The 21,833-nt window shown below is 66.5% G+C and carries 20 protein-coding genes and 1 tRNA gene; 7 read left to right on the plus strand and 14 right to left on the minus strand.

Annotated features, from left to right (window positions below; translation table 11 throughout):
* Positions 1 to 57: 57 nt before the first annotated feature.
* From HDC94_RS13200 to HDC94_RS13210, 3 genes are read right to left on the minus strand one after another with little or no spacing between them, the layout of a single operon-like run.
* Entirely contained in the window at positions 58 to 1,986 is a 1,929-nt protein-coding gene (locus HDC94_RS13200; protein ID WP_179498310.1) for a YhgE/Pip domain-containing protein, read from the minus strand.
* A complete protein-coding gene (locus tag HDC94_RS13205) occupies positions 1,983 to 4,913 on the minus strand; it encodes an MMPL family transporter (RefSeq protein WP_179498312.1) in 2,931 nt (976 codons plus the stop codon). The genes HDC94_RS13200 and HDC94_RS13205 overlap by 4 nt, the downstream gene beginning before the upstream one ends.
* A gap of 18 nt (positions 4,914 to 4,931) precedes the next feature.
* Entirely contained in the window at positions 4,932 to 5,489 is a 558-nt protein-coding gene (locus HDC94_RS13210; protein ID WP_179498314.1) for a TetR/AcrR family transcriptional regulator, read from the minus strand.
* Positions 5,490 to 5,640: 151 nt separating this feature from the next.
* Between HDC94_RS13210 and HDC94_RS13215 the strand changes: the two genes are divergently transcribed.
* Genes HDC94_RS13215 through HDC94_RS13225 form a run of 3 tightly spaced genes read left to right on the plus strand, consistent with a single transcriptional unit; the run spans position 5,641 to position 6,593 of the window.
* Complete coding sequence (locus HDC94_RS13215; RefSeq protein ID WP_179498316.1) at positions 5,641 to 5,841, plus strand: hypothetical protein; 201 nt, start codon at positions 5,641 to 5,643, stop codon at positions 5,839 to 5,841.
* Position 5,842: 1 nt separating this feature from the next.
* Complete coding sequence (locus HDC94_RS13220; protein WP_179498318.1) at positions 5,843 to 6,157, plus strand: hypothetical protein; 315 nt, start codon at positions 5,843 to 5,845, stop codon at positions 6,155 to 6,157.
* A 1-nt stretch (position 6,158) separates the two neighbouring features.
* Complete coding sequence (locus HDC94_RS13225) at positions 6,159 to 6,593, plus strand: YdeI/OmpD-associated family protein (RefSeq protein WP_179498320.1); 435 nt, start codon at positions 6,159 to 6,161, stop codon at positions 6,591 to 6,593.
* Positions 6,594 to 6,599: 6 nt separating this feature from the next.
* On the opposite strand, the gene HDC94_RS13230 is transcribed toward HDC94_RS13225, so the two are convergent.
* The 5 genes from HDC94_RS13230 to HDC94_RS13250 are packed head-to-tail and all read right to left on the minus strand — an operon-like array spanning position 6,600 to position 11,690.
* Complete coding sequence (locus HDC94_RS13230; RefSeq protein ID WP_179498322.1) at positions 6,600 to 7,322, minus strand: FadR/GntR family transcriptional regulator; 723 nt, start codon at positions 7,320 to 7,322, stop codon at positions 6,600 to 6,602.
* Positions 7,323 to 7,344: 22 nt separating this feature from the next.
* Positions 7,345 to 8,133 (minus strand): 3-oxoacyl-ACP reductase, encoded by a 789-nt coding sequence (locus tag HDC94_RS13235; protein ID WP_179498324.1) that lies wholly within the window; start codon positions 8,131 to 8,133, stop codon positions 7,345 to 7,347.
* Positions 8,134 to 8,180: 47 nt separating this feature from the next.
* A complete protein-coding gene (locus HDC94_RS13240) occupies positions 8,181 to 9,542 on the minus strand; it encodes an aldehyde dehydrogenase (RefSeq protein ID WP_179498326.1) in 1,362 nt (453 codons plus the stop codon).
* Entirely contained in the window at positions 9,539 to 10,318 is a 780-nt protein-coding gene (locus HDC94_RS13245; protein ID WP_179498328.1) for a gamma-glutamyl-gamma-aminobutyrate hydrolase family protein, read from the minus strand. Before HDC94_RS13245 ends, HDC94_RS13240 begins: the two co-directional genes overlap by 4 nt.
* Position 10,319: 1 nt before the next feature.
* Entirely contained in the window at positions 10,320 to 11,690 is a 1,371-nt protein-coding gene (locus HDC94_RS13250) for a glutamine synthetase family protein (protein WP_308495730.1), read from the minus strand.
* A 180-nt stretch (positions 11,691 to 11,870) separates the two neighbouring features.
* On the opposite strand from HDC94_RS13250, the gene HDC94_RS13255 reads away from it, so the two are divergent.
* Complete coding sequence (locus HDC94_RS13255) at positions 11,871 to 13,436, plus strand: amino acid permease (RefSeq protein ID WP_179498332.1); 1,566 nt, start codon at positions 11,871 to 11,873, stop codon at positions 13,434 to 13,436.
* 87 nt (positions 13,437 to 13,523) lie between these two features.
* A complete protein-coding gene (locus HDC94_RS13260; RefSeq protein ID WP_179498334.1) occupies positions 13,524 to 15,434 on the plus strand; it encodes a cell wall-binding repeat-containing protein in 1,911 nt (636 codons plus the stop codon).
* 12 nt (positions 15,435 to 15,446) lie between these two features.
* Here HDC94_RS13260 and HDC94_RS13265 read toward each other — a convergent pair whose 3' ends face one another.
* From HDC94_RS13265 to HDC94_RS13280, 4 genes are all read right to left on the minus strand, one after another.
* On the minus strand, positions 15,447 to 16,610 hold the full coding sequence (locus HDC94_RS13265; RefSeq protein WP_179498336.1) for an alanine racemase: 1,164 nt from the start codon (positions 16,608 to 16,610) through the stop codon (positions 15,447 to 15,449).
* A gap of 22 nt (positions 16,611 to 16,632) precedes the next feature.
* Positions 16,633 to 17,856 (minus strand): acyltransferase, encoded by a 1,224-nt coding sequence (locus tag HDC94_RS13270; RefSeq protein WP_179498338.1) that lies wholly within the window; start codon positions 17,854 to 17,856, stop codon positions 16,633 to 16,635.
* 85 nt (positions 17,857 to 17,941) lie between these two features.
* Positions 17,942 to 18,583: an NADPH-dependent F420 reductase gene (locus tag HDC94_RS13275; RefSeq protein ID WP_179498340.1), complete on the minus strand. Its 642-nt coding sequence runs from the start codon at positions 18,581 to 18,583 to the stop codon at positions 17,942 to 17,944.
* 198 nt (positions 18,584 to 18,781) lie between these two features.
* Positions 18,782 to 18,854: transfer RNA gene (locus tag HDC94_RS13280), tRNA-Lys, on the minus strand.
* A gap of 59 nt (positions 18,855 to 18,913) precedes the next feature.
* On the opposite strand from HDC94_RS13280, the gene bcp reads away from it, so the two are divergent.
* Positions 18,914 to 19,387, plus strand: coding sequence for a thioredoxin-dependent thiol peroxidase (bcp, locus tag HDC94_RS13285; RefSeq protein WP_179498342.1), 474 nt, complete (start codon positions 18,914 to 18,916; stop codon positions 19,385 to 19,387).
* Between the two features lie 4 nt (positions 19,388 to 19,391).
* On the opposite strand, the gene HDC94_RS13290 is transcribed toward bcp, so the two are convergent.
* On the minus strand, positions 19,392 to 19,811 hold the full coding sequence (locus HDC94_RS13290) for a hypothetical protein (protein WP_179498344.1): 420 nt from the start codon (positions 19,809 to 19,811) through the stop codon (positions 19,392 to 19,394).
* Between the two features lie 153 nt (positions 19,812 to 19,964).
* On the opposite strand from HDC94_RS13290, the gene HDC94_RS13295 reads away from it, so the two are divergent.
* Positions 19,965 to 20,213 (plus strand): WhiB family transcriptional regulator, encoded by a 249-nt coding sequence (locus tag HDC94_RS13295; RefSeq protein ID WP_179498346.1) that lies wholly within the window; start codon positions 19,965 to 19,967, stop codon positions 20,211 to 20,213.
* Between the two features lie 114 nt (positions 20,214 to 20,327).
* Here the strand turns inward: HDC94_RS13295 and HDC94_RS13300 are convergent, their stop codons facing one another.
* Entirely contained in the window at positions 20,328 to 21,824 is a 1,497-nt protein-coding gene (locus tag HDC94_RS13300; RefSeq protein WP_179498348.1) for a sensor histidine kinase, read from the minus strand.
* Positions 21,825 to 21,833: the final 9 nt, after the last annotated feature.

Consider the following 21,833-nt stretch of genomic DNA (forward strand, 5'->3'; position numbering starts at 1 on the left):
GATAACGCAGTTGTGACCGGCCCTCCCGCGGAGAACCGGCCACAACTGCTCACTCGACTACGCGGGTAGCGGTACGAGCCCGAGCACGTCGGCTCGTCGCGTGCGCCGGATGGCGAAGAGCGAGAGGATGACGCTGCCCACGCCGAACGCGAGCAGGATGAGCGCGGACGACACCACGGTGCCAGCGCTTCCCCCGGCGATGATGCCCTGCATCCCGCTGACCGCCCACGTGAGCGGAAGGAACGGGCTGATCACCTGGAACGGCGTCGACAGCAGCTCAACGGGGTAGATGCCGCCCGTCGATGTCACCTGGATCGCGAGCGCGAACAGCGAGACCACGAGTCCCCCGCGACCGAGGCCGATCGTGAGCAGGTAGTGGAACGCGGTGAACGCGAGAGCCGTGATGAGCGAGAACAGGAGCGTTGCGGGGAGAAGGCTCCACGCGACGCCGAGCGCACCGTGCAGCAGCCCGACGAGCAGAAGCGCCTGCAGGGCCGTGACGACGCCAGCGCGACCGATGGATGCCGCGACCAGACGTCCATTGCGCGCAGTCGAGGCGAGCGCCCTCCGCGAGACCGGCTTGAGCACGAGGAACACGGCGAGCGCCCCGATCCAGAGCCCCAGGGGCACGAAGAATGTGGCAACGCCCTGGCCGACATCCGTTACCGCGTTGGCGGTCGTGACATCGACGCCGACGGGCTCGACGACGACGTCAGCGGTCTTGGCTGCGGTGTCCGCATCGGTCGTCGGGACCTGGTCGGCTCCCTCTTGGAGCCCGCTGGCGAGCTGGCTCGCGCCCGAGGCGAGACCCGAGGCGCCGGAGTTGAGGCCTCCGGACCCTGCGGAGAGCTGCTCAGCGCCCGAGGCGCTCTGCGAGATGCCCGACTGGACACCCGAGATCGCCGACGCCGCTCCGCTCGCCAGTTCCTGCCCCTTTCCGGCCAGCTCGGAGGCTCCCGCAATGCTGCCTTCGAGTCCGTCGAGCACCCCATCCACGCCCTTCGTCGTTCCGTTCGCCAGTTCAGGGCCGGACGAACTCAGGTACTGGAGCGTGCCCAGTTGCGTTTGAAGAATTAGCGCCTTTTCCTCCGGTAGCGACGCGAGGAGGTCTGGAGCGAGCTGGTCAAGCGTCGCCGAGACACCCGATACCGCGCCGGTGTAACTCTTCACGCCAGGGCCAAGATCGGTGAAGGCCTTCCCGGTCTCAGGATCTGGTGTTTGGAGCATCTCAGCGAATGTAGACAAACCGTCCCTCAACTGGGCAACACCGTTCGCATAACCAGCGACGCCGTTGCTGAGGTCCGTGAGACCGCTGGCACCAGCATCCAGCTGCGAAAGCCCGCTTGCGAGCCCGTCGACGCCGCCTGTGTACTGGGTGAGGCCGCTCGAGAGCTGCGTCGCACCGTCGGCGAGTCCGTCCGCACCATCCGCCGCCTCCGACAGCGCAGAGCCCAGCTGCCCCATGCCGTCGTAGAGACCCGCGAGGTACTGCTTGGTGATCTCGCGACCGAAGGTGTCGGTCATGGTCTGGCCGACAACCTGGGCAACCGAGCCGGTGAGGTAGCTGTGCGAGTCATCCGTGGCGATGGAGATGTCGGCCTTCACGGGGTCGTCACCCGAGATGGACAGGATCGACTCGGAGAAGTCACTCGGCACGGTGAGGACGGCGTAGACCTTGCCAGAGTCGAGGAGTGCCTGCGCGTCCTCCTCGTTGGTGATGGTCCAGTCGAAGCCCTCGGCGCCCGTGAGCTCGGTCACGAGCTGGCGGCCCGCGAAGACGATCTGCTTGTTGCCGTCGGCGTCGGTCGTCGTGATCATCTCGTCGTTGTTGACGACGGCCGCGGGGATGCGGTCGAGCGCGGAGTCGGACTGTGCGAGCGCACCGACGAAGAGGCCCGCGAACGCGAGGGGGATCAGCACGACGGCCACGAGACCGAGCCTGCGCAGCACGCTCGCGCGCTTCTGGAGTGAGACGGGGGTGCTCATCGAAGGGATCCTTCCGTGGTGAGCGAGTAGAGGTCGATGGTGAGGAGGAGCCGCGCATCCGGATCGTCCAGGCTGATCGCGCGTGCCGGGAGCGGCGTGCCGATCACGATGGTCGTCTCAGGCGGCGCGAGCAGCTGGAGAGCGTCGATGAAGGCCTGCTCGTCGTCGGAACTCGCGAACGAGTCGATCTGGTCGAGCATCACGACGGGGGTGTTCTCGGCAAGGGCGACCGCGGCGAGGGCGACGGCCCGCTCGAGCTGCGGCAGCTCGAGAAGGGTGTGGGATGCCCGTACCGGTACAACCTCACGGCCCGTCGCGTTACGCACAGCCGCGTTGACGCGCTGCAACCACTGGTCGGCACGGCGGTGGTTGCCGAAGAACCGGAACCACGGCTGGGTCGTCTCGAGTCGCTCGACGAGCAGCTGGCCGATCGTGACGCTCGTCTCGGAGCGCTCCGATCCCCCAACGTTCGCGAGGGCGACGATCGTGCGCACCTTCGCGGCATCGGAGGGGATGGGCACTCCCATCACCTGTGCACGACCGGAGACCGGGTCGAGGCGGCCGGAGAGGGTCGCGGCGAGGAGTCGACGGGACGTGGCATCCCCGCTCGCGATCACGAGCGAACCGGCGGGGATCTCCGCGGAGATCGGCCCGGTCTGCTGGTCCTGCGAGCCGACCACGAGGTACTCGGCGCTGATGGCCAGGCCCTCCTGCTGGTCAGCCCACTCGACGGCGAGCCGATGCTCACGCAGCTGCTCACCCTCGATGTCGGCACGGGGCAGGATGCGACCGAGCCAGCGTGGCATCCACCATGCCGCCTTGCCGAAGAGCGTCATGAGGGCGGGTACGAGTGTCATACGCACGAGGAACGCGTCGAACGCGATGCCCACTGCGAGTCCCAGCGCGATCGGCTTGATCATGCCGGAGCCCTCCGGCACGAAGGCGAAGAAGACGAAGAACATGATGAGGGCGGCGGCAGTGACCACACGCGCGGCCCCCGCGAAGCCCTTCTCGACGGCACGTCGCGCGTCACCGGTGTGCACAAACTCCTCGCGCATGCCCGAGACCAGGAACACCTCGTAGTCCATCGCGAGTCCGAACAGCACGGCCATCAGCAGGATGGGCAGGAAGCTCAGGATGGGCCCGGGATTCTCGACGTGCAGCAGGTCGGCGCCCCATCCCCACTGGAAGATCGCGACGACGACACCGAAGGATGCCACGACCGACAGCAGGAAGCCGAGTGCGGCCTTGAGCGGCACGAGCACCGAGCGGAACACGATCATCAGCAGGATGATGGACAGCCCGACCACCACGAGCGCGAAAGGCAGGAGGGCAGCCGACAGGCGGTTCGAGATGTCGATCGCGACTGCCGTCGTTCCGGTCACCGAGATGGGGGTGTCGAACTCGGAGTCGATCTCGGGGGCCATGTCGCGGATGGCCTGCACGAGCTCCTTGGTCTCGGTCGAGTCCGGGGCGCTCTCCGGCGTGACCTGGATGATCGCCGTGTCGAGTCCCTCGTCCGGGAATCCCTGCTGCACATAGGCGACGTCGTCGAGGGTCGCGAGCTTGTCGCGGATGCCGTCGAGGTCGTTGAGGATGTCGGTGGTCTGTGTGATGTCGACTGCGACGATCAGCGGCCCGTTGAAGCCCGGTCCGAAGCCCTCGGTCACGAGGTCGTAGGCCTCGCGCTGGGTCGAACCCGTGGGCTCGGAACCGCCGTCGGGAACGTTGAGGTCGAGGCTCAGGGCAGGGATCGCGAGGGTGCCGAGAAGGGCGACCACACCGATTGAGGCCAGGACGGGACGTTTCATCACGCCGCGCACCCAGCGCTGTCCGAGCGCTACCTTCTGACGCTTGCCCTCGACGACCTCGTCAATCACGGGCTGGGCGCGACGCCAGGCGCGCGACCCCTCGCGAGGTATGAGCCGGTGCTTCGCGAGACCCATGAGGGCGGGCAGAAGGGTCACCGCGATGAAGATCGCGACGAGTACAGCGAAGGCCGCACCGACGCCCATCACGGAGAGGAAGGGGATGCCGACCACGAGAAGCCCGAGGAGCGCGATGATGACGGTCACGCCGGCGAAGACCACGGCGCTTCCCGCCGTCCCGACGGCCATCGCGGCAGACTCCTCGGGGTCCTCGCCATTGGCGAGTTGGTTCCTGTGGCGCGACAGGATGAACAACGCATAGTCGATCCCGACCGCGAGGCCGATCATGAGTGCGAGAAGGGGCGCGGTGCTCGAGACCGTGGCGAACGCGGTGTACGCGGTGATGCCCCCGATCGCGATACCGACACCGATGAGGGCGCTGAGCAGCGGCATCCCGGCGGCGAGCAGCGAGCCGAAGGTGATGAAGAGCACGATGCCGGCGAAGATCACGCCGAAGGCCTCGGTGATGGTGATGCCGAAGGTGTTGTCCTGGAAGACCTGTCCGCCGAACTCGGCGCGCAACCCTGCGTCCTCAGCGATGGATGCCGTGGCCTTCAGCTCGTCGAGGGTCTCGTCGGTGACATCCGATGATGGCCCGTCGAACTGCACCCGCAGGATGGCCATGGACTCGTCGTCAGTGACGGCCTCACCTGCATACTCGCTGAACGGCGAGACGACCGAGTCGACGCCCTTGATCGTGTCGATCTCATCGGCGAGGTCCTCGATGGCCGCCTCGGATGCCGCGTCGGTGACCTTCTCACCGTCCGGCGCTACGAGCACGACCTGCGCACTCGCCCCCGCGACCGACGGGAACACAGCCTCGAGTCGATCGAGCGCGTTCTGCGATTCCGTACCAGGAATCGCGAAGGATTCCTGGGTCTGGCCGCCAAGCGCGAACCCTCCCCCGAGGATGCCGATGAGCAGCACCGCCCAGACGAGGATGACGCGCCAGGCGTGACGGTAGGAGAACCGGCCGAGCCGGTACAGGAGGGTTGCCATGGAAGCTCCGAGAGGCTGCTAGGGAATTCGGACGGGGGTGAGCAGTTCACTCAAGATCGTCACGAGAGCAGCCCTGGTCTCGTCGATGGGGGGTGCATCCAGCCCGAGGTTGCGGGCGGTGCTCAGCATGTAGGCCGCGCCACCGAGGGCGACGCCGAAGCGCGCCTTCTCCTCGACGGACGACGTGTGGGTGGAGAAGAACTCGGCGAGGCGCACGATGACGGCATTGGCACGGTCGATGACTGGTACGTCGACGAGCGCCGGCCCCTGGTTGATGAACATGTGGACTTCGAGGCGGTACTGGAGCAGGAAGTCGACGAATTCCTCGAGGAACTCCTGGCGGTTGGCCGCGGCGAGGCCCACAGCGTTGAGCGGAACGAGGATCTCCTCCATGCGATCGACGGCCGGGCCGATGGCCGCTTCGAGCAGCTGCTCCTTCGAGCCGTAGTGGTAGAGCACGCTCGACTTCGAGAGCCCGGCCAGTTCGGCGATTCTCTGGAGGGACGTGCCCACGTAGCCTGCCGAGGCGAATTCGGCGAGCGCTATCGCGCGGAGGTCATCCTGGCTGGTGGACATGATCATCACGCTAACTGACCGATCGGTCAGAGACTAACCGATCGGTCAGTTTGCCAGAGAACTTTCAGCAAACGAGGGCCATTCCCCTTGTCAAGAGGGGGGCAGGGATCCGCCGCAGCCGCTAGCGTGGAGGACGACCGATGGAGGCACAATGCGTAAGTTCCTGTTCAACACGAGCATCCTGAGTTCGTTGTTCGGAATCTGGGGTCTCGTGCAGACCACGCGACGAGGGCCGCGGGATTGGCGACTCATCGCCATGTGGTTGAGCTGGGGCCTCTCGGTCGCGATCGCGGTCGGAACCGTGATCAAGGACAGCCAGGACGGCGAGATGTTCAACGAGTTGGAGGACTGAGATGGGTTACGGAGATGGACCGTTCACGTGGATCGGCCACACGATCCTGATGCTGGTATCGGGCTTCTTCTGGCTGGTCGGCGTTCTGGTGACCATTGCGCTCGTCGTTCTTCTCGTGCGATTCCTCCTGGTCGCCACGAAGGCGGCGCAGATCTACGTCGCGAATCACACGGCCGAGAAGCCGGAGACCCCCGTCGAATCCGCCTCCGAGACCGCGCCGGCGACCGCGTCCGAGCCGACTGCCGCGACCCCGACGAAGCCGGCCACCAAGCCCGCCGCGAAACCGCGGACACCGAAGACGCCTCCCACGGCCTGACATGAGTGTCACGTTCACGACCGCGCTCGATACCGCTCCGGGCGCGATCGGCATCACGGTGCCCGAAGACGCCATGGCGCAACTCGGACCGGCCAAGAGGTACCCGGTCATCGTGACAATCGCGGGCTACACCTACCGCAATTCGGTGAGCTGGTACAAGGGCGCGTTCCGCATCGCCTTCAGTTCCGAGCACGAGAAGGCATCGGGCGTGACGCGCGGTGACGAGGTCGAGGTCACCCTCGAGATCGACGATGCACCCAGAGTGGTCGAGATTCCCGATGCGCTCCGCGAGCAGCTGACGGCAGCAGGAGTGCTGGAGAAGTTCCTGGCCCTCTCGTATTCCAAGCAGCGCTCCTTCGTGGACCCGTGGGTCGCGGCGAAGACCGACGCCACCCGCGAGAAGAACCTTGCGAAGATGGTCGAAGCGGCGAGCTAGGCCCCATCAGCCGAGGAATCCGCGCAACAGCGCAGCTGAACCTTCGAGGTGCTCAGCCATCTCGTCCGCGGCTCGGTCCGGGTTGCCGGTGAGAATCGCGACCACGATCGCCTCGTGCTGCTGGTTGGAGTGCTCGATATTGCGGGAGAGCAGCGGAATCGTGTCGAGCAGGTTGTTCACACGCGTGCGGTTGTCGGCGAGCAGCGAGACCAGCGACGGGATGCCGACGACCTCCCCGATCGCCAGGTGCAGCCGCGAATCGAGCCTCCGGTAGTCCTCCACGGAGGCAGAAGCGGTTTCACGGGACTGCGTCCAGAGCAGCTCGCGCTCGGCCGCCGAGAGTTCCCGCGCGGCGGCAGCACGCGCCGCACCGACCTCGAGGATCCGACGCAGCCCGAGGACATCCTCGAGCTCCGCGGAAGTCAGGGGCGGGGTGTCCGGCGCCACCGGTTCGGGTAGCGGGTCGCTCACGAAGGTACCGCCGTACCTGCCACGACGGGCGACCAGGTAGCCGGCATCCGCCAACGATCGGATCGCGTCGCGCACGGTGTCGCGGCTCACGGAGAAGCGTGTCGCGAGATCACGCTCCGGCGGGAGCGCACCGCCCGGGTCGACGATACCGAGACGGATCGTCTGGAGCAGGCGCGCGACGGTGTCCTCGAAGGCATTGCCGCTGCGGACGGGGCGGAACAGCACCTCGTCCGCGAGACCTCCATCGCCATCGGCCATGCGGCGAGCCTACCGGTGGCAGTTACAGCGGGGTGACGTAGGCGGAGCTGATGCCACCATCCACGAGGAAGGTCGACGCCGTGATGAAGCTCGCATCGTCGCTCGCGAGGAAGGCGACGGATGCCGCGAGCTCCTCCGGCTCGGCGAACCGTCCCGTCGGGATGTGCACGAGGCGACGCTGGGCGCGCTCCGGATCCTTCGCGAAGAGTTCCTGGAGCAACGGGGTGTTGACGGGTCCAGGACACAGTGCGTTCACTCGAATGCCCTGGCGGGCGAACTGCACACCCAGCTCGCGGGTCATCGCGAGGACGCCACCCTTCGATGCCGTGTAGCTGATCTGGGAGGTCGCCGACCCGAGCACCGCGACGAACGATGCCGTGTTGATGATCGACCCCGACTGCTGCTTCACCATGTGGCGGAGCGCAGCCCGGGAGCAGAGGTAGACGCTCTTGAGGTTGACATCCTGCACCTTGTCCCAGGCCGGGAGCTCGGTCGTCTCGATCGAGTCGTCGTCGGGGGGCGAGATGCCTGCGTTGTTGAACGCGATGTCGACCGAGCCGTACGTCGCGGCCGCCGTGTCGAAGAGGTTGTTGACCTGCTCCTCGTCGGTCACGTCCACCCGTACGAAGAGGCCGCCCACCTCGAGTGCGGCAGCCTCGCCGGCCTCGGCGTTGAAGTCGCCGATCACGACGGTCGCGCCCTCGGCGGCGAACCGACGTGCGGTCGCCAGGCCGATGCCGCTCGCGCCGCCGGTGATGACGGCGACCTTGCCTGCCAGTCGCTGCCTGAGGTCGATGGGGGTGATGGTCATGGGGTTCCTTAGTCGGTGCTGTGCGGCGGGAGCTGTTCGGTCGGGCGTCAGTCGGTGCTGATGAAGACGTTCTTGGTCTCGGTGAACGCGTCGAGGGCGTCGGGGCCGAGCTCGCGCCCGAGGCCGCTCTGCTTGAAGCCACCGAACGGGGTCGAGTAGCGCACGCTCGAGTTCGAGTTGACCGAGAGGTTGCCGCTCTCGATCGCTCGGCTCACGCGCAGGGCTCGACCGATATCCCGCGTCCAGATCGATCCGCTGAGGCCGTAGATGCTCGCGTTGGCGAGCTCGATGCCGTCGGCCTCGTCGTCGAACGGCAGCACCGCCACGACAGGACCGAAGATCTCCTCCGTCACCGCGGGGTCGGTGCGGGATGCCGGGGTGAGCACGGTCGGCGTGAACCAGTAACCGGGGCCGCTGGGCGCTGACCCACGGAAGGCGATGGGCGCATCATCCGGCACGAACGCGCTCACCGAATCGAAGTGCGTCTTCGAGACGAGCGGCCCCATCTCGGTGGCTTCATCGCCGGGAGCACCGACGACGACGCCCTTCACGGCGGGCTCGAGCAGTTCCATGAACCGGTCGAACACACTGCGCTCGACGAGGATCCGGCTGCGAGCACAGCAGTCCTGGCCCGCGTTCTCGAAGACGGCGTAGGGGGCGGATGCCGCGGCCTTCTCGAGGTCCGCGTCGGCGAACACCACATTCGCGCTCTTGCCGCCGAGCTCGAGCGTCACGGGTTTGACCTGGGCAGCGCACCCGGCCATCACCTGCTTGCCGACCTCGGTTGACCCGGTGAAGACGATCTTGCGCACGTCCTCATGGGTGACGAAGCGGTTGCCGACCACAGATCCCTTGCCGGGAAGCACCTGGAAGAGACCCTCGGGCAACCCGGCCTCGAGAGCCAGCTCGCCGAGGCGGATCGCGGTGAGCGGAGTCCACTCCGCCGGCTTGAGCACGACGGCGTTGCCCGCGGCGAGCGCGGGCGCGAAGCCCCAGCTGGCGATCGTCATCGGGAAGTTCCACGGCACGATCACCCCCACGATGCCGATCGGCTCGAGAAAGGTCACGTCGATGCCACCAGCGACCGGGATCTGCTTGCCGATCATCCGCTCGGGCGCGGCGGAGTAGTAGGTGAGCACGTCACGGACGTGCCCGGCCTCCCAGCGGGCCTGCGTGATCGGATGCCCGGAGTTGATGACCTCGAGGGCTGCGAGGTCCTCGATGTGCTCGTCGACGACTTTCGCGAAGTCGCGGAGCGCGGCGCCGCGGGCCGCTGGCGTGAGCGCGCGCCAGGCCCTCTGCGCCGAGAGGGCGTGTGCGATGGCGTCGTCGACCTGCTCGAGGGAGGTCTGCTCGACGTCCCGGAAGGGGGTCGCGTCGGCCGGGTTGACGAGGGTGGTGGTGGTCATCGTGCCCCTTCGAGAGCCTCAGGGAGTGGGGCCCTTCGAGACGCGGCTTCGCCGCTCGTCAGGGACCGGTGGTTCGTCGCGGCATCCACGAGGCCGGCGAAGAGCCGGGCATCCTCTGCCGCGTCCTCCTCGGGGTGCCACTGCACCGCGACGGCGAACGGTGCACCCGCGACCTCCACGGCCTGGATGATGCCGTCATCGGAGCGCGCGGTCACGACGAGTCCCTCCCCCAGCTCGTCGATCGCCTGGTGGTGGTAGCTCTTGACCGTCAGCTCGGTGCCGACGAGGTCGGAGACGACGGACCCGGAATCGACGACGACCGGGTTCTCGTTGAAGACTCCCCCGCCGAGGTTGTACCGGTCACTGCCGATCACGTCGGGCAGGTGCTGGATGAGCGTTCCGCCGCGTGCCACATTGAGCAGCTGCGCGCCACGGCAGATGCCGAGGAAGGGCAGGCCGCGGTCGAGGGCGGCGGTGAGGAGCGCATCCTCCCAGGCGTCACGGTCGAGGCGCGGTTCGTCGGTGGTGGGATGCGGCTCCTGGCCGTAGCGCGCGGGGTCGACATCCTTGCCGCCCGAGATGATGAGGCCGTCGAGGCCATCGATGATGCGCGCGGCGATCGCGTCATCCACCGGCTGCGGCGGCAGCAGCACGGCGATGCCGCCAGCCTTGTTCACCGCGTCGAAGTACACCTTCGGGAGGAAGGATGCCTGCACGTCCCACACGCCAGTCTGGGCGCGCTCAAGGTAGGTCGTCAGACCAATAACCGGCTTCACGTCACAGCCTCTCGAACCCGCGAACTCGTTCCCAATCGGTGATCGCCGCGTCGAACGCCGCCTGCTCGACCCTCGCCATGTTCAGGTAGTGGGCGACGACGTCCTCACCGAAGGCCTCGACAGCCACCTCGGAGGCCTCGAAGAGTTCGGCGGCGTCTCGCAGCGTTGAGGGCACGCGGGGAGCATCCGACGTGTAGGCGTTGCCTTCAAAGATCGGCTCGAGTTCCAGCTCGTGCTCGATGCCGTAGAGACCGCCAGCAATGAGGGCGGCAACCGCGAGGTACTGGTTGACGTCACCACCCGGCACGCGGTTCTCCGCGCGCAGGGACTGCCCGTGACCGACCACGCGCAGCGCACACGTGCGGTTGTCGAGTCCCCACGCCACGGCCGTCGGCGCGAAGCTGCCCTCGACGTAACGCTTGTAGGAGTTGATATTCGGCGCGAAGAACAGGGTCATCTCGCGGAGGGTCGCGAGCTGGCCTGCGAGCCAGTGCTCCATGAGCTTGGAGAACCCGTAAGGCCTGTCCTTGTCGGCCATCACGGTCGACCCGTCCGTGCCGCGCACCGAGAGGTGGATGTGGCACGAGTTGCCCTCGCGCTCATTGAACTTGGCCATGAACGTGATCGACTTGCCGTGCCGGTCCGCGATCTCCTTGGCACCGTTCTTGTAGATCGAGTGGTTGTCGCACGTGCCGAGCGCATCGGTGAAGCGGAAGGCGATCTCCTGCTGGCCGAGGTTGCACTCCCCCTTCACGCCCTCGCAGTACATTCCGGCACCGTCCATGGAGTTCCGGATGTCACGCAGCAGCGGTTCCATCCGCGTGGAGGCAAGCAGCGCGTAGTCGATGTTGTAGTCGCTGGCCGGGGTGAGTCCGGTGTAGCCCTTCTTCCAGGCATCCCGATAGGTGTCCTCGAAGGCGATGAACTCGAGTTCCGTTCCGACGAAGGCCTCGAGGCCGCGCTCGGCCAGGCGAGCGAGCTGGCGCTTGAGCACCTGGCGGGGGTCGGGGTTCACGGGGGTACCGTCGAGCCAGGTGAGGTCTGCCGTGACGATGGCCGTGCCATCCAGCCACGGGGCGAGCCTGAGGGTGTCGAGGTCGGGCATCATCGCCATGTCGCCGTAGCCGCGCTCCCAGGAGGAGATCGCGTAGCCGTCGACCGTGTTGTTCTCGACGTCCACGGCCAGGAGGTAGTTGCAGCACTCCGCACCGTGCTGGGCGAGTTCCTCGAGGAACAGGCGGGCGGACGCGCGCTTGCCGATGAGTCGCCCCTGCATGTCGGTGAAGGCGATGATCACCGTGTCGATCTCGCCCGCGGCGTACTTCGCCGACAGCTCCTCGACACTGAGATTACCCGTGCGTTCTTTAGCCACCTGTAGCTCCTCTTCGAGTGCCTGCCGACCATTACACCACAGGGCAATTACGGGATTCCCGGCCCACTGTAACGCGCAATTTACATCCAAAGGTAGACATGGAGTACCAATAGCCGACAAACTCATGGGAATTCCGCAGGCGATGATGCCTGTACCCGAACCGACGCAAGTGGAGGAAGCATGGCGGAGCTGAAGGACACCACGAAGGTGTCCGGCGTCACCTATACGAAAGCTGGCCAAGACTACTTCGAGAAGCGCTCGCTCAAGCGATCGGCTGGCGTCTGGGGTCTCTGGGGCCTCGCCGTCGCCGCAGTCATCTCTGGCGACTTCTCCGGCTGGAACTTCGGCATCGACTTCGCCGGCTTCGGCGGGATGCTCATCGCCTTCGTCATCCTGGTGGCGATGTACTACGGCCTCATCTTCTCCATCGGAGAGATGGCGGCGGCCCAGCCCCACACCGGCGGCGCCTACTCATTCGCCCGATCGGCTATGGGGCCGTGGGGCGGCCTGGTCACGGGACTCGCCGAAACCATCGAGTACGTCGCGACGACCGGCGTCATCGTCTTCTTCTCCGCCCAGTACGCCAACGGCATCACGACCGAACTCCTGGGCTTCGACCTGTCGGCGAACATGTGGATCTGGTGGGTGATCCTCTACGTCGTCTTCATCGCCCTCAACTCGGCGGGCGCCAACATCTCGTTCAAGTTCGCGATCGTCGTGTCGATCATCTCCATCGGCATCATCCTCGTGTTCTCCGTCATGGCGGCGTTCTCCGGCCTCTTCAGTTGGGACTCGCTCTGGAACATCCCGCCGGATGAGGGCCAGAGCGCCTTCCTCCCGCACGGTGTCGTTCCGATCCTCTTCGCGCTTCCGTTCGCGATGTGGTTCTTCCTCGGCATCGAGGAGCTGCCGTTGGCCGCGGAGGAATCGCACAACCCGAGCCGTGACATCCCGAAGGCAGGGCTCTGGGCCCGTGGCACGCTCATCGTGACGGGCCTGCTCGTGCTGTTCCTCAACACGGGCATCCTCGGCGCGGACGTGACGGGTGTCTCCCTCGAGCCGCTGCTCGACGGGTTCCGCGCCATGGTCGGCGACCAGGCCGCCGCGGTACTCGCGCTGTTCGCACTCATCGGACTGCTCGCCTCACTGCAGGGGATCATGTTCGCCTACGGCCGCAACATGTACTCCCTCTCCCGCGCCGGGTATTACCCGAAGTTCTTCTCGCTCACGGGCAAGCGTCAGACCCCGTGGGTCGCGCTCATCGTCGGTGCGGTGATCGGATTCGTTGCGCTCGTTGTGCTCGACCTGCTCGGTAAGGCGGACCCGGAGGGTGCAGGCGCAGTCGCGGGAGCGATCATCCTCAACATTGCGGTGTGGGGCGCGGTTCTCGCCTACTTCCTGCAGATGGTGTCGTTCATCATCCTCCGCCGGAAGTTCCCCGACGCGAAGCGGCCGTACAAGAGCCCGTGGGGACTCCCCGGTGCCTACGTTGCTGCAGGCATCGCCGCCCTCGTGTTCTTCGGGTTCCTGCTGAACCCGACCTTCCAGCCCGCGATCATCGCGATCGTGATCGTGTACGTCGTCATCCTCATCGGGTTCGGGGTGTGGGGACGCCACCGACTCGTCCTGTCGCCGGAGGAGGAGTACGCGATCAGCGGGGGCCTGCACGGAGATCCACAGGCAGAGGGGTATGACGCGATGGAGGACGAGGTCTTCGACGGGGATGCGAAGGACTCCACGAAGTAACTCCCTCCAGGGAACGGCCCTCGCTTCGGGTGCGGGGGCCGTTCCGTCGTTAACCTTCGGGAAACTGAAGCAAGCTAGTCTTCGAGCATGAAGCTTGCTCGCCCCGTGGCGATTCTCATTTCCGCGTCATCCCTCGTTCTCGCGGCACTGGTAGCGTCCCCGTCCGCCATCGCTGCCCCGGCCACGACGATCGGGGTGGGAACCATGCCCACTACAGTCACGTTCACCCCGGACGGCAAGAAAGCACTCGTCGCGAATGAGGGCTCCAGATCAGTCTCGATCATTGACGTTGCAACGAGTTCCGTAGTGCGGACGGTTGCAGTGGCCCGGACGCCGCGGGACATAGCTGTCACACCCGACGGTGTGCACGCGTGGGTAGTCGGTTGGGACCCCGGCGCGCTGGACTCGGTTCAGATCATCACCATCGCCACGGGCGCCGTAGTCAACGTCGACGTATTTACTGGATCCCCATCGTCAGTGGAATTCAGCTCCGGCGGGCAACTTGCGTGGATTCTCGGCATCAATGGGCAACTGACGTTCATCGACACCGCGACTCGAGCCTCGGCTGGCCATGTCGAGGTACCCATCGACGCGCATGACCTCCTGATGGCACCGAATGGACGAATCGCCTACGTCACTGGCGGGCTCGGGTCCTGGCCCGGCGAATACACCGGAATCGACACCGCGACGCGCCAGGTTGTCTCTCAGGGAGGCTACGGCTCGCATAGGGCGAAGGCCGCGATGACTCCGGACAGCTCGAAGATCCTGAGCCTCGTCAGTTACGGGCAGCTCAAGATCTCAGGCACCGACGATGCCAACCCCCAGTACATCTCCGGTTTCGACGACCAAGCCAGCGCTGTCGCGGTGACCCCGGTCGGGTCCCACGCCTACGTGACGAATACCGGCGACGGCACCGTGTCAGTGGTTGACCTCGGCAACCAATCGATCATCGAGACGATTCCGGTCGGCCTGCGCCCACGTGGAGTGCAGGTGTCCCCGGACGGAACGAAGGTTTTTGTCGCCAACAGTGGCGACGATACCGTCTCTGTCATCACCCGCGCCGATCGGACAGTTTCGGCCGACCTCACGGAGCGTCTGAGCGGAATCGACCGATACGCGACTGCCGTGAAGATCTCTGAGGAGGGGTACCCGAGCGAGGTGGGTACTCTCTGGATCGCCACGGGCCAGAACTACCCGGACGCCCTCGCGGCGGCGGCGGCCGCGGCATCCCAACAGGCGCCATTGCTACTCGTGTCACGGGACACGATTCCTCCGGTGGTGCTCACTGAAATTGCTCGCCTCTCGCCCGAGCAGATCGTCATCGTCGGCGGCCTTCCTACTATCGGGTCGGCCGTGAGGACGCAGCTCCGTGCACTCGCACCCCAACCCCTGGTGGAACTCGCCGGCGCGACGCGGTACGAAACGGCCGACCTCATCGTGCGGTACGCCTTTGAGGCGAATCCGCCCGAGCGCGTGTTCATCGCCACCGGAGCCAACTTCGCCGATGCGCTTTCCGCTGGCGGCGCTGCGGGTGCCGAGCGCGCCCCGGTGATGCTCGTTCCTGGCACGAGCGAGACATGGAACCCGCAGATCATCGACCTCCTCTCGGATCTCGGCGTCAAAGAAGCTGTGGCAGTCGGGGGGCAGCCCTCACTTCGTTGGCAGTTCTTCTACTGGCTCGGTGACTACTACAGCTCAGAGTTCAGCTACGAACGTTTCTCCGGCCCCAACCGCTACATAACATCGCAGAACCTCAACGGTGCCTCCTTTGACACCGCTGATGTGGTTTACCTTGCAACCGGGGAGGACTTTCCGGATGCCCTGGCAGGTGCGGCTCTGGCAGGTGCTCAGGGTGCGCCACTGTACATCGTCCCTCCCACTTGCGTTCCCAAGCGAGTACTCAACGATCTTGCCCGCCTGGGCCCGGAGCGAATCGTGCTCTTGGGCGGCACCCCGACTCTGTCGACGGCCGTGGAACAACTGGTTCCCTGCGCGTAGGGGTCACCCTCGCTAGAAGTACGTGCGGACCAGGTCCACCACGGTCGGGTCGGCAGCGTCCGCGTCGTCGATCACGGGGATGAGACGCCACTTGTCGAAGGCTGTACATGGATGCGACAGCCCCAGCCTCAGGACCTGCCCGACCTCCACGCGGTCGCTGCGCAGGTAGGCGTGCTGGTCGTTGAACTTCTCGACGGTGCCGAGCGGGGTGACCGGCATCCCCTCGTCGTAGGGGAAGTCGCGCTTGCCGCCATCGAGCAGCGCGAGATCGGACTCCGGCCGCGAGACCACCCGCGCCCAGCCGTGCATCGCCGGACGCAGGTCTGCCAGCGGGGTGAGTCTTCCGTAGAGCCCGTCGTCGTGCACTTGATAGGCACCGGAGCGGAGGATCACCGTCGCCTGGTCGCGAAGTGGGCCCAGCTTCTCGGCAACGAGGTCGAACCACGCGCTGCCTCCTGCCGTCACCATCGGGCGTTCGGGCCACTCGAGCATCGCGTGGAGTTCGACGATCCGGTCGAGGTACTTCGCGACCGCTGCCGTGCCCTCCGGTGTGCGCACGGTGGAGTACGTGCCCTCGTACCCGCCGACTCCGACGAGGCGCAGGTGACGGGATGCCTCGACCGCGCGCACCACGGAGAGCGCGTCATCCGCACTCCTCGCACCCCCGCGGCCGCCGGCCTGCCCGACCTCGAGCACGACATCGACGGGCCGAGCCGCGTGCGTGAGCCCCGCATCCATCGCCTCCACTCCCGCGACGCTGTCGACCCAGCACACGAACTCAAAGTCGGGGTCAGCGAGCTCTGCGCCGAGCCAGCGAAGGGCGACCGGGTCCACGAGTTCGTTCGCGAGAATGACGCGTCGCACGCCCACCGATCGGGCGACCTGAACCTGCCACCCCGTAGCGAGCGTGATGCCCCAGGCACCAGCGTCGAGCACCTGCTGCCAGAGCTGCGGGGCCATCGTCGTCTTGCCGTGGGGTGCGAGTTCGAGGCCGCGTTCCGAGGCCCACTCGGCCATGAGGGCGACGTTGTGGGCCATGGCGCCGCGGTCGAGGGTCAGGAGTGGGGTGGCGAAGGTCGAGAGGGCCGGAGCCGTGGCGAGGAACTCCTGCTGCGTCATCCCCCACGCGGACGGTGGGAACGACTTGGCCCACGGGCCGATCACATGCTCCTGCATGTCGCCCACCTTAGGGCGTGAGTCAGCCCTGCGGGTCGCTGATGATCCTCGTGTTGTTGCGGTCGATGCAGGCCTGGTCGAGCGATCGGTGGTCCTTGGCGATCCACGTCGCGGAGCCTGCGAGCACGAGCGTCGTGGCGAGGCCGAGACTGACCGCGAGACCCTGGACCCTCCGTCGCGAACGGAACTGCGCGCCCTCGAGCGGCGTGCGCCGAACGGGGTTCTCGATGAAGCGCGTGGTGGCCCACGAGAGCACGACCGCGAAACCCAGGAGCAGCACCATAAACCACGACTCGCTCGGCACACCCGTGATGAAGGGAGCGAACACCAACACCGGCCAGTGCCACAGGTAGAGGGCGTAGGAGATGTCTCCGGTCCACTGGATGGGCCTCCAGGAGACGAGAGCCCGGGCCGAGCGTGGCAGCCCGGCGTTGCAGGCGACGATGATGGCGATCGTCTCCGCGATGGGGATGACGGTGAGCGCCCCGGGGTTGCCGTGGATGATCAGGATCGAGGCCACGAGCGCCGCGAGCCCGGCCCAGAACAGGGCGTCCGCGCGTACGCCCGTGACCTTCAGCGCCGGAAGCAGCGCGAGCACGCCACCAGCCGCGAATTCCCAGGCCCGAGATGCGGTGCTGAAGTAGGCGAGGTCGTAGTCCTGGGCGCTCGTGATGATCCACAGGGCGAGGGATGCCACAACGATCACACCCGCGCCGGCAATGAGCACCGCCCTGGGTGGCTTGCGCAGCCGAACTGCGAGCGCGGCCGCCGCGATCACGAGGAGCGGCCAGACCAGGTAGAACTGCTCCTCCACCGAGAGGGACCAGAAGTGCAGCACCGCGGTGTCGAACGGGACACGATCGGCCGTGGCGAGCACGACCCAGTTCTGAACGTAGAGGGCACTGCCGACGATCTGCTCGAAGTAGGCGCGCCACTGGTAGGTGGGCACGACGATCACGGTCATGACGGCGGTCACCGCGAGCACGACCGTGGCGGCGGGGAGGAGCCTTCGGGCACGACGCAGGTAGAAGCGGCCGAGGCGGATGCGTCCCGTGCGCAGGCGCTCCCCCACGAGATGCCTGGTGATCAGGTACCCGGACACGACGAAGAAGATGTCCACGCCGAGGTACCCGGCGGGAACGAGTCCCGGCCAGGAGTGGTAGACGACAACGGCGACGACGGCGAGGGCGCGGAGTGCCTGGAGATCCAGGCGGCGTGTGCTTGAGTCAACGACGAGGTCTGCCACGCGCCCCCTTCCCCAGTGCCCCCGTTCGAGGGTCAGAGCCTAGAGGTCCATACTTGCGAATGGACCTTGGATCTGCCTGTGAGCGCTACGGCAGCCGAGTGGCCGCTGCGAGGCGCTCCACGAGCTGCTCGCGCGTGCTCCGGATGCCGTAACCCGGGCGGTCGCGCTCGATCCGCCACGACTCGTCGAGGCTGTCGATCGGCACCGTGTCGAAGCCGAGCTCGTCGTAGAGGGCGGTGACGAAGGCGAGCGCCTCGGGGCTGTCGGATGCCGCGACCAACGCTCGACGGTCGGCGCTGCCCGCGGGCTTCCCCGTCGTCGGGATCTCCGCCGAACCGATGTGGTTGAAGGCCTTGACGACCTTCGACTCCGGCAGGTGCGCCTGCATCAGGCCGGCCGTCGTCGCCTCTCCGCGGTCCAGCGCGTCGATGTGTCCGTCGCGCTCGAAGTAGTAGTTGTTGGCGTCGAGGACGATCTTGCCCTTGAGGGGCTCGACCGGGACATCCTTGTAGGCCTTCAGCGGCACGGCCACGAGCACGACTTCGCCAGCGGTCGCGGCATCCTCGACGGTCGCCGCGCGAGCCTTCGGGCCAAGCTCGGCGACGAGGTCAATGAGCGACTCGGGGCCGCGGGAGTTCGAGATCACCACGTCATGCCCGTGGGCGATGACCGCCCGTGCCACGTTGCTGCCGATGTTGCCTGAACCGATGATGCCGAATGTAGTCATGCCCGGGGCAACCGGGTCGCGCCGATGGGTATTCCGCGAGGTCCGACTCTCACGGCGAATCCGCAAGAAGCGCGCGCCTTGATGATCCGCGCGAAAAACTTCGCGCACCTTGCCACTCTCGTCGCGGGTCGCGTGTGGCCAATCCGCCCGAGCAAATGAAAAGCCCCGCGAACTGGCGAGAGTTGGCGGGGCGATCCGTACACCCCCCGGGACTTGAACCCGGAACCCACTGATTAAGAGTCAGTTGCTCTGCCAATTGAGCTAGAGGTGCGCAGCCCACCAGGTGGGCCGAGGAACAAGGTTAGCATGAGTCAGACCCCAAGGAGATTGATGTCCGCACGACTCGAGGCCGGCACTGCCGCGCCTGACTTCACACTCACCGACGAGCAGGGCAAGGATGTCTCGCTCCACGACTTGCGCGGACAGAAGGTGATCCTCTACTTCTACCCCGAGGCCATGACCGAGGGATGCACGAAGCAGGCCTGTGACTTCCGCGATAATCTTTCGTCCCTGAAGTCAGAGGGCTACACCGTGCTCGGCGTCTCGCGGGACGACCCGGCCAAGCTGGCGGAGTTCCGAGCCAAGGACGGCCTGAACTTCGCCCTGCTCAGCGACCCCGACCGCGCGGTGCACGAGGCCTACGGCACGTGGGGCGAGAAGAACCTCTACGGCAAGCAGGTGGTGGGCGTCATCCGATCCACGTTTGTCATCGATGAGGACGGCATCATCACGCACGCGCTCTACAGCGTGAAGGCGACCGGTCACGTGGCGATGCTGCGCAAGAAGCTGGGCCTCGCGGCGTAGCGGCCTACTCGCGGACGGTTGCCGCCATCACCGGACGCGTGAACACCAGCACGAGCGCGAACACCGCGACCGCGATCAGCACCCACGCGATCTCCGGACGATCGAAGTAGCTCAGGAACCCGATTCCGATCGCGATCTGCAGGATCTGCCAGACCACGATCGCGCTGCGCACCCACGGGGCGCCACGCAGTGTGTTGGCGCCGACGATCGACAGCCAGACCGCCGCCAGGGTCACGAGGGCGGTGAGCGCGAGGGCACTCGCGATGGAGGATGGCTCGTCCACCAGTAGCTCGACGATCAGCCACAGCGCGGTCACCGCGAGAAGGAGAGCCTCGGCGAAGACAATGACCGCCAGGGTGGTGAGGAGAGGATGACGCGACGGCCCGCTCACAGCGTCCTTCCCCAAAAAATCATTGATTTGCATCTACCGGTATGCGATTCTAGTTGAGGTTGATTTCACGCTCCCAATGTCGCGAGCGGGTCCCCCGGATTTTTTCCACACCCCATCCAACAGGCGTACCGTCGTGTACGGCGCCTGTCCGCGGACACCCACCGCGAGCATCGAAGGAGTACCACCATGGACTGGCGCGACAAAGCTGCCTGCTTGACAGCTGACCCGGAATTGTTCTTTCCGGTCGGTAACACCGGTCCTGCCGTCGACCAGATCGACAAGGCCAAGGCCGTCTGCGGCCGCTGCTCCGTCACCGAGATGTGCCTCCAGTACGCGCTCGACACTTCCCAGGACTCCGGCGTCTGGGGAGGCCTCAGCGAGGACGAGCGCCGCGCCCTCAAGCGCAGGGCCGCCCGCGCTCGCCGCGCCTCCTAACTCCCCACGAGAACGCAGTTCGCACTAGTGCGCTTCGGGCGCACTAGTCGTTGGTGCACTGTCGGCACCACGCCTCGGCCTCACCGCAACCGCGGATCGCACGCAGTTGGCGTGCTACGCGCCACCGCGGAGCCACGTGAGCGGCACGTCGATCGTGACCTCGGTGCCGCTGCCCATGAGGGTGTGCCAGTCGATAGTGCCGCCGAGCTCACCCTGGATGAGCGTGCGCACGATCTGCGTGCCGAGCCCTGACCCGACCTGACCCTCCGGCAGGCCGACGCCGTTGTCGCGCACCTTCACACTCAGGTGATCCTCGGTTCGGGATGCCGCGATCTCCACCTCGCCGTCACGCCCGGCGAGCCCGTGCTCGACCGCATTCGTGACCAGCTCAGTCAGCGCAAGCGCCAACGGGGTCGCGTACTCACTCGGCAGGTGGCCGAAGCTTCCGGTCGACCGGGGATGCACGGTGGTGTTGTGGCTCGACGCGACCTCGGCGATGAGCTTGAGCACGCGGTCGAAGACCACGTCGAAGTCGACGTTCTGCGTGAGCCCCTCGGAGAGGGTGTCGTGCACGACGGCGATGGATGCCACGCGCCGCATCGCCTGCCCGAGGGCTTCGCGCGCGACATCCGAATGCGTCCGCCGGGCCTGGATGCGCAGGAGGGAGGCCACGGTCTGGAGGTTGTTCTTGACCCGGTGGTGGATCTCGCGGATCGTGGCATCCTTCGTGATCAGTTCGCGCTCCTGGTGGCGCACCTCGGTCACGTCGCGGCAGAGCACGATCGCGCCGACGCGCTCGCCCCGGTTGCGAATCGGGATGGTGCGCAGCGAGACGGTCACCCCGCGCGACTCGATGTCCGTGCGCCAGGGGGCACGGCCCGTCACCACGAGAGGCAGCGACTCGTCCACGGTGAGGCGGCCGTGCAGAAGTTCGGTCGTCACCTCAGCGAGTGACTCACCCTCGAGTTCGCCGGCGAAACCCATCCGGTTGAACGCGGAGAGCGCGTTCGGGCTCGCGAACGTGACGAGGCCGTCAACGTCGAGCCGGATCAGACCGTCGGATGCGCGGGGCGCGCCACGGCGCGGTCCGCTCGGAGCGCCGAGGTCCGGGAAGTCGCCCGACGCGATCATCGCGAAGAGGTCGTTGGCGCACTCGTTGAAGGTCAGCTCCTGGCGGCTCGGCGTGCGCGCCTCGCTCAGGTTGGTGTGGCGCGTGATGACGCCGATCGGATGCTCCGTGGTGGCACTGCCACTCGGGCTCAGGCGCCGCAGCACCGGCACGGCCCTCACGCGCGTGGGTGTCTCCTCGTACCAGTCGGGGGCGGACGTGTCCACGATCGTCGCCGTCTCGAACGCCTCCGTCACCTGCGCCTTCCACTCCGGCTTGACGGCCTGACCGACGAAGTCGCGGTAGAAGAGCGTCGCCGAGCTCGAGGGGCGAGCGTGCGCGACAGCGACGAAGCTGCCCTCGGCGCTCGGCACCCAGAGCACGATATCGGCGAAGGCTAGGTCGGCGAGAAGCTGCCAGTCCCCCACCAGGAGGTGAAGCCATTCGATATCGGCTTCGCTGGAGCGCCCCTGCGCCTGGACGAGATCACTGAGGGTCGACACATCCCAAGG

The organism is Leifsonia sp. AK011, from assembly GCF_013410945.1.
GTDB lineage: Bacteria > Actinomycetota > Actinomycetes > Actinomycetales > Microbacteriaceae > Rhodoglobus.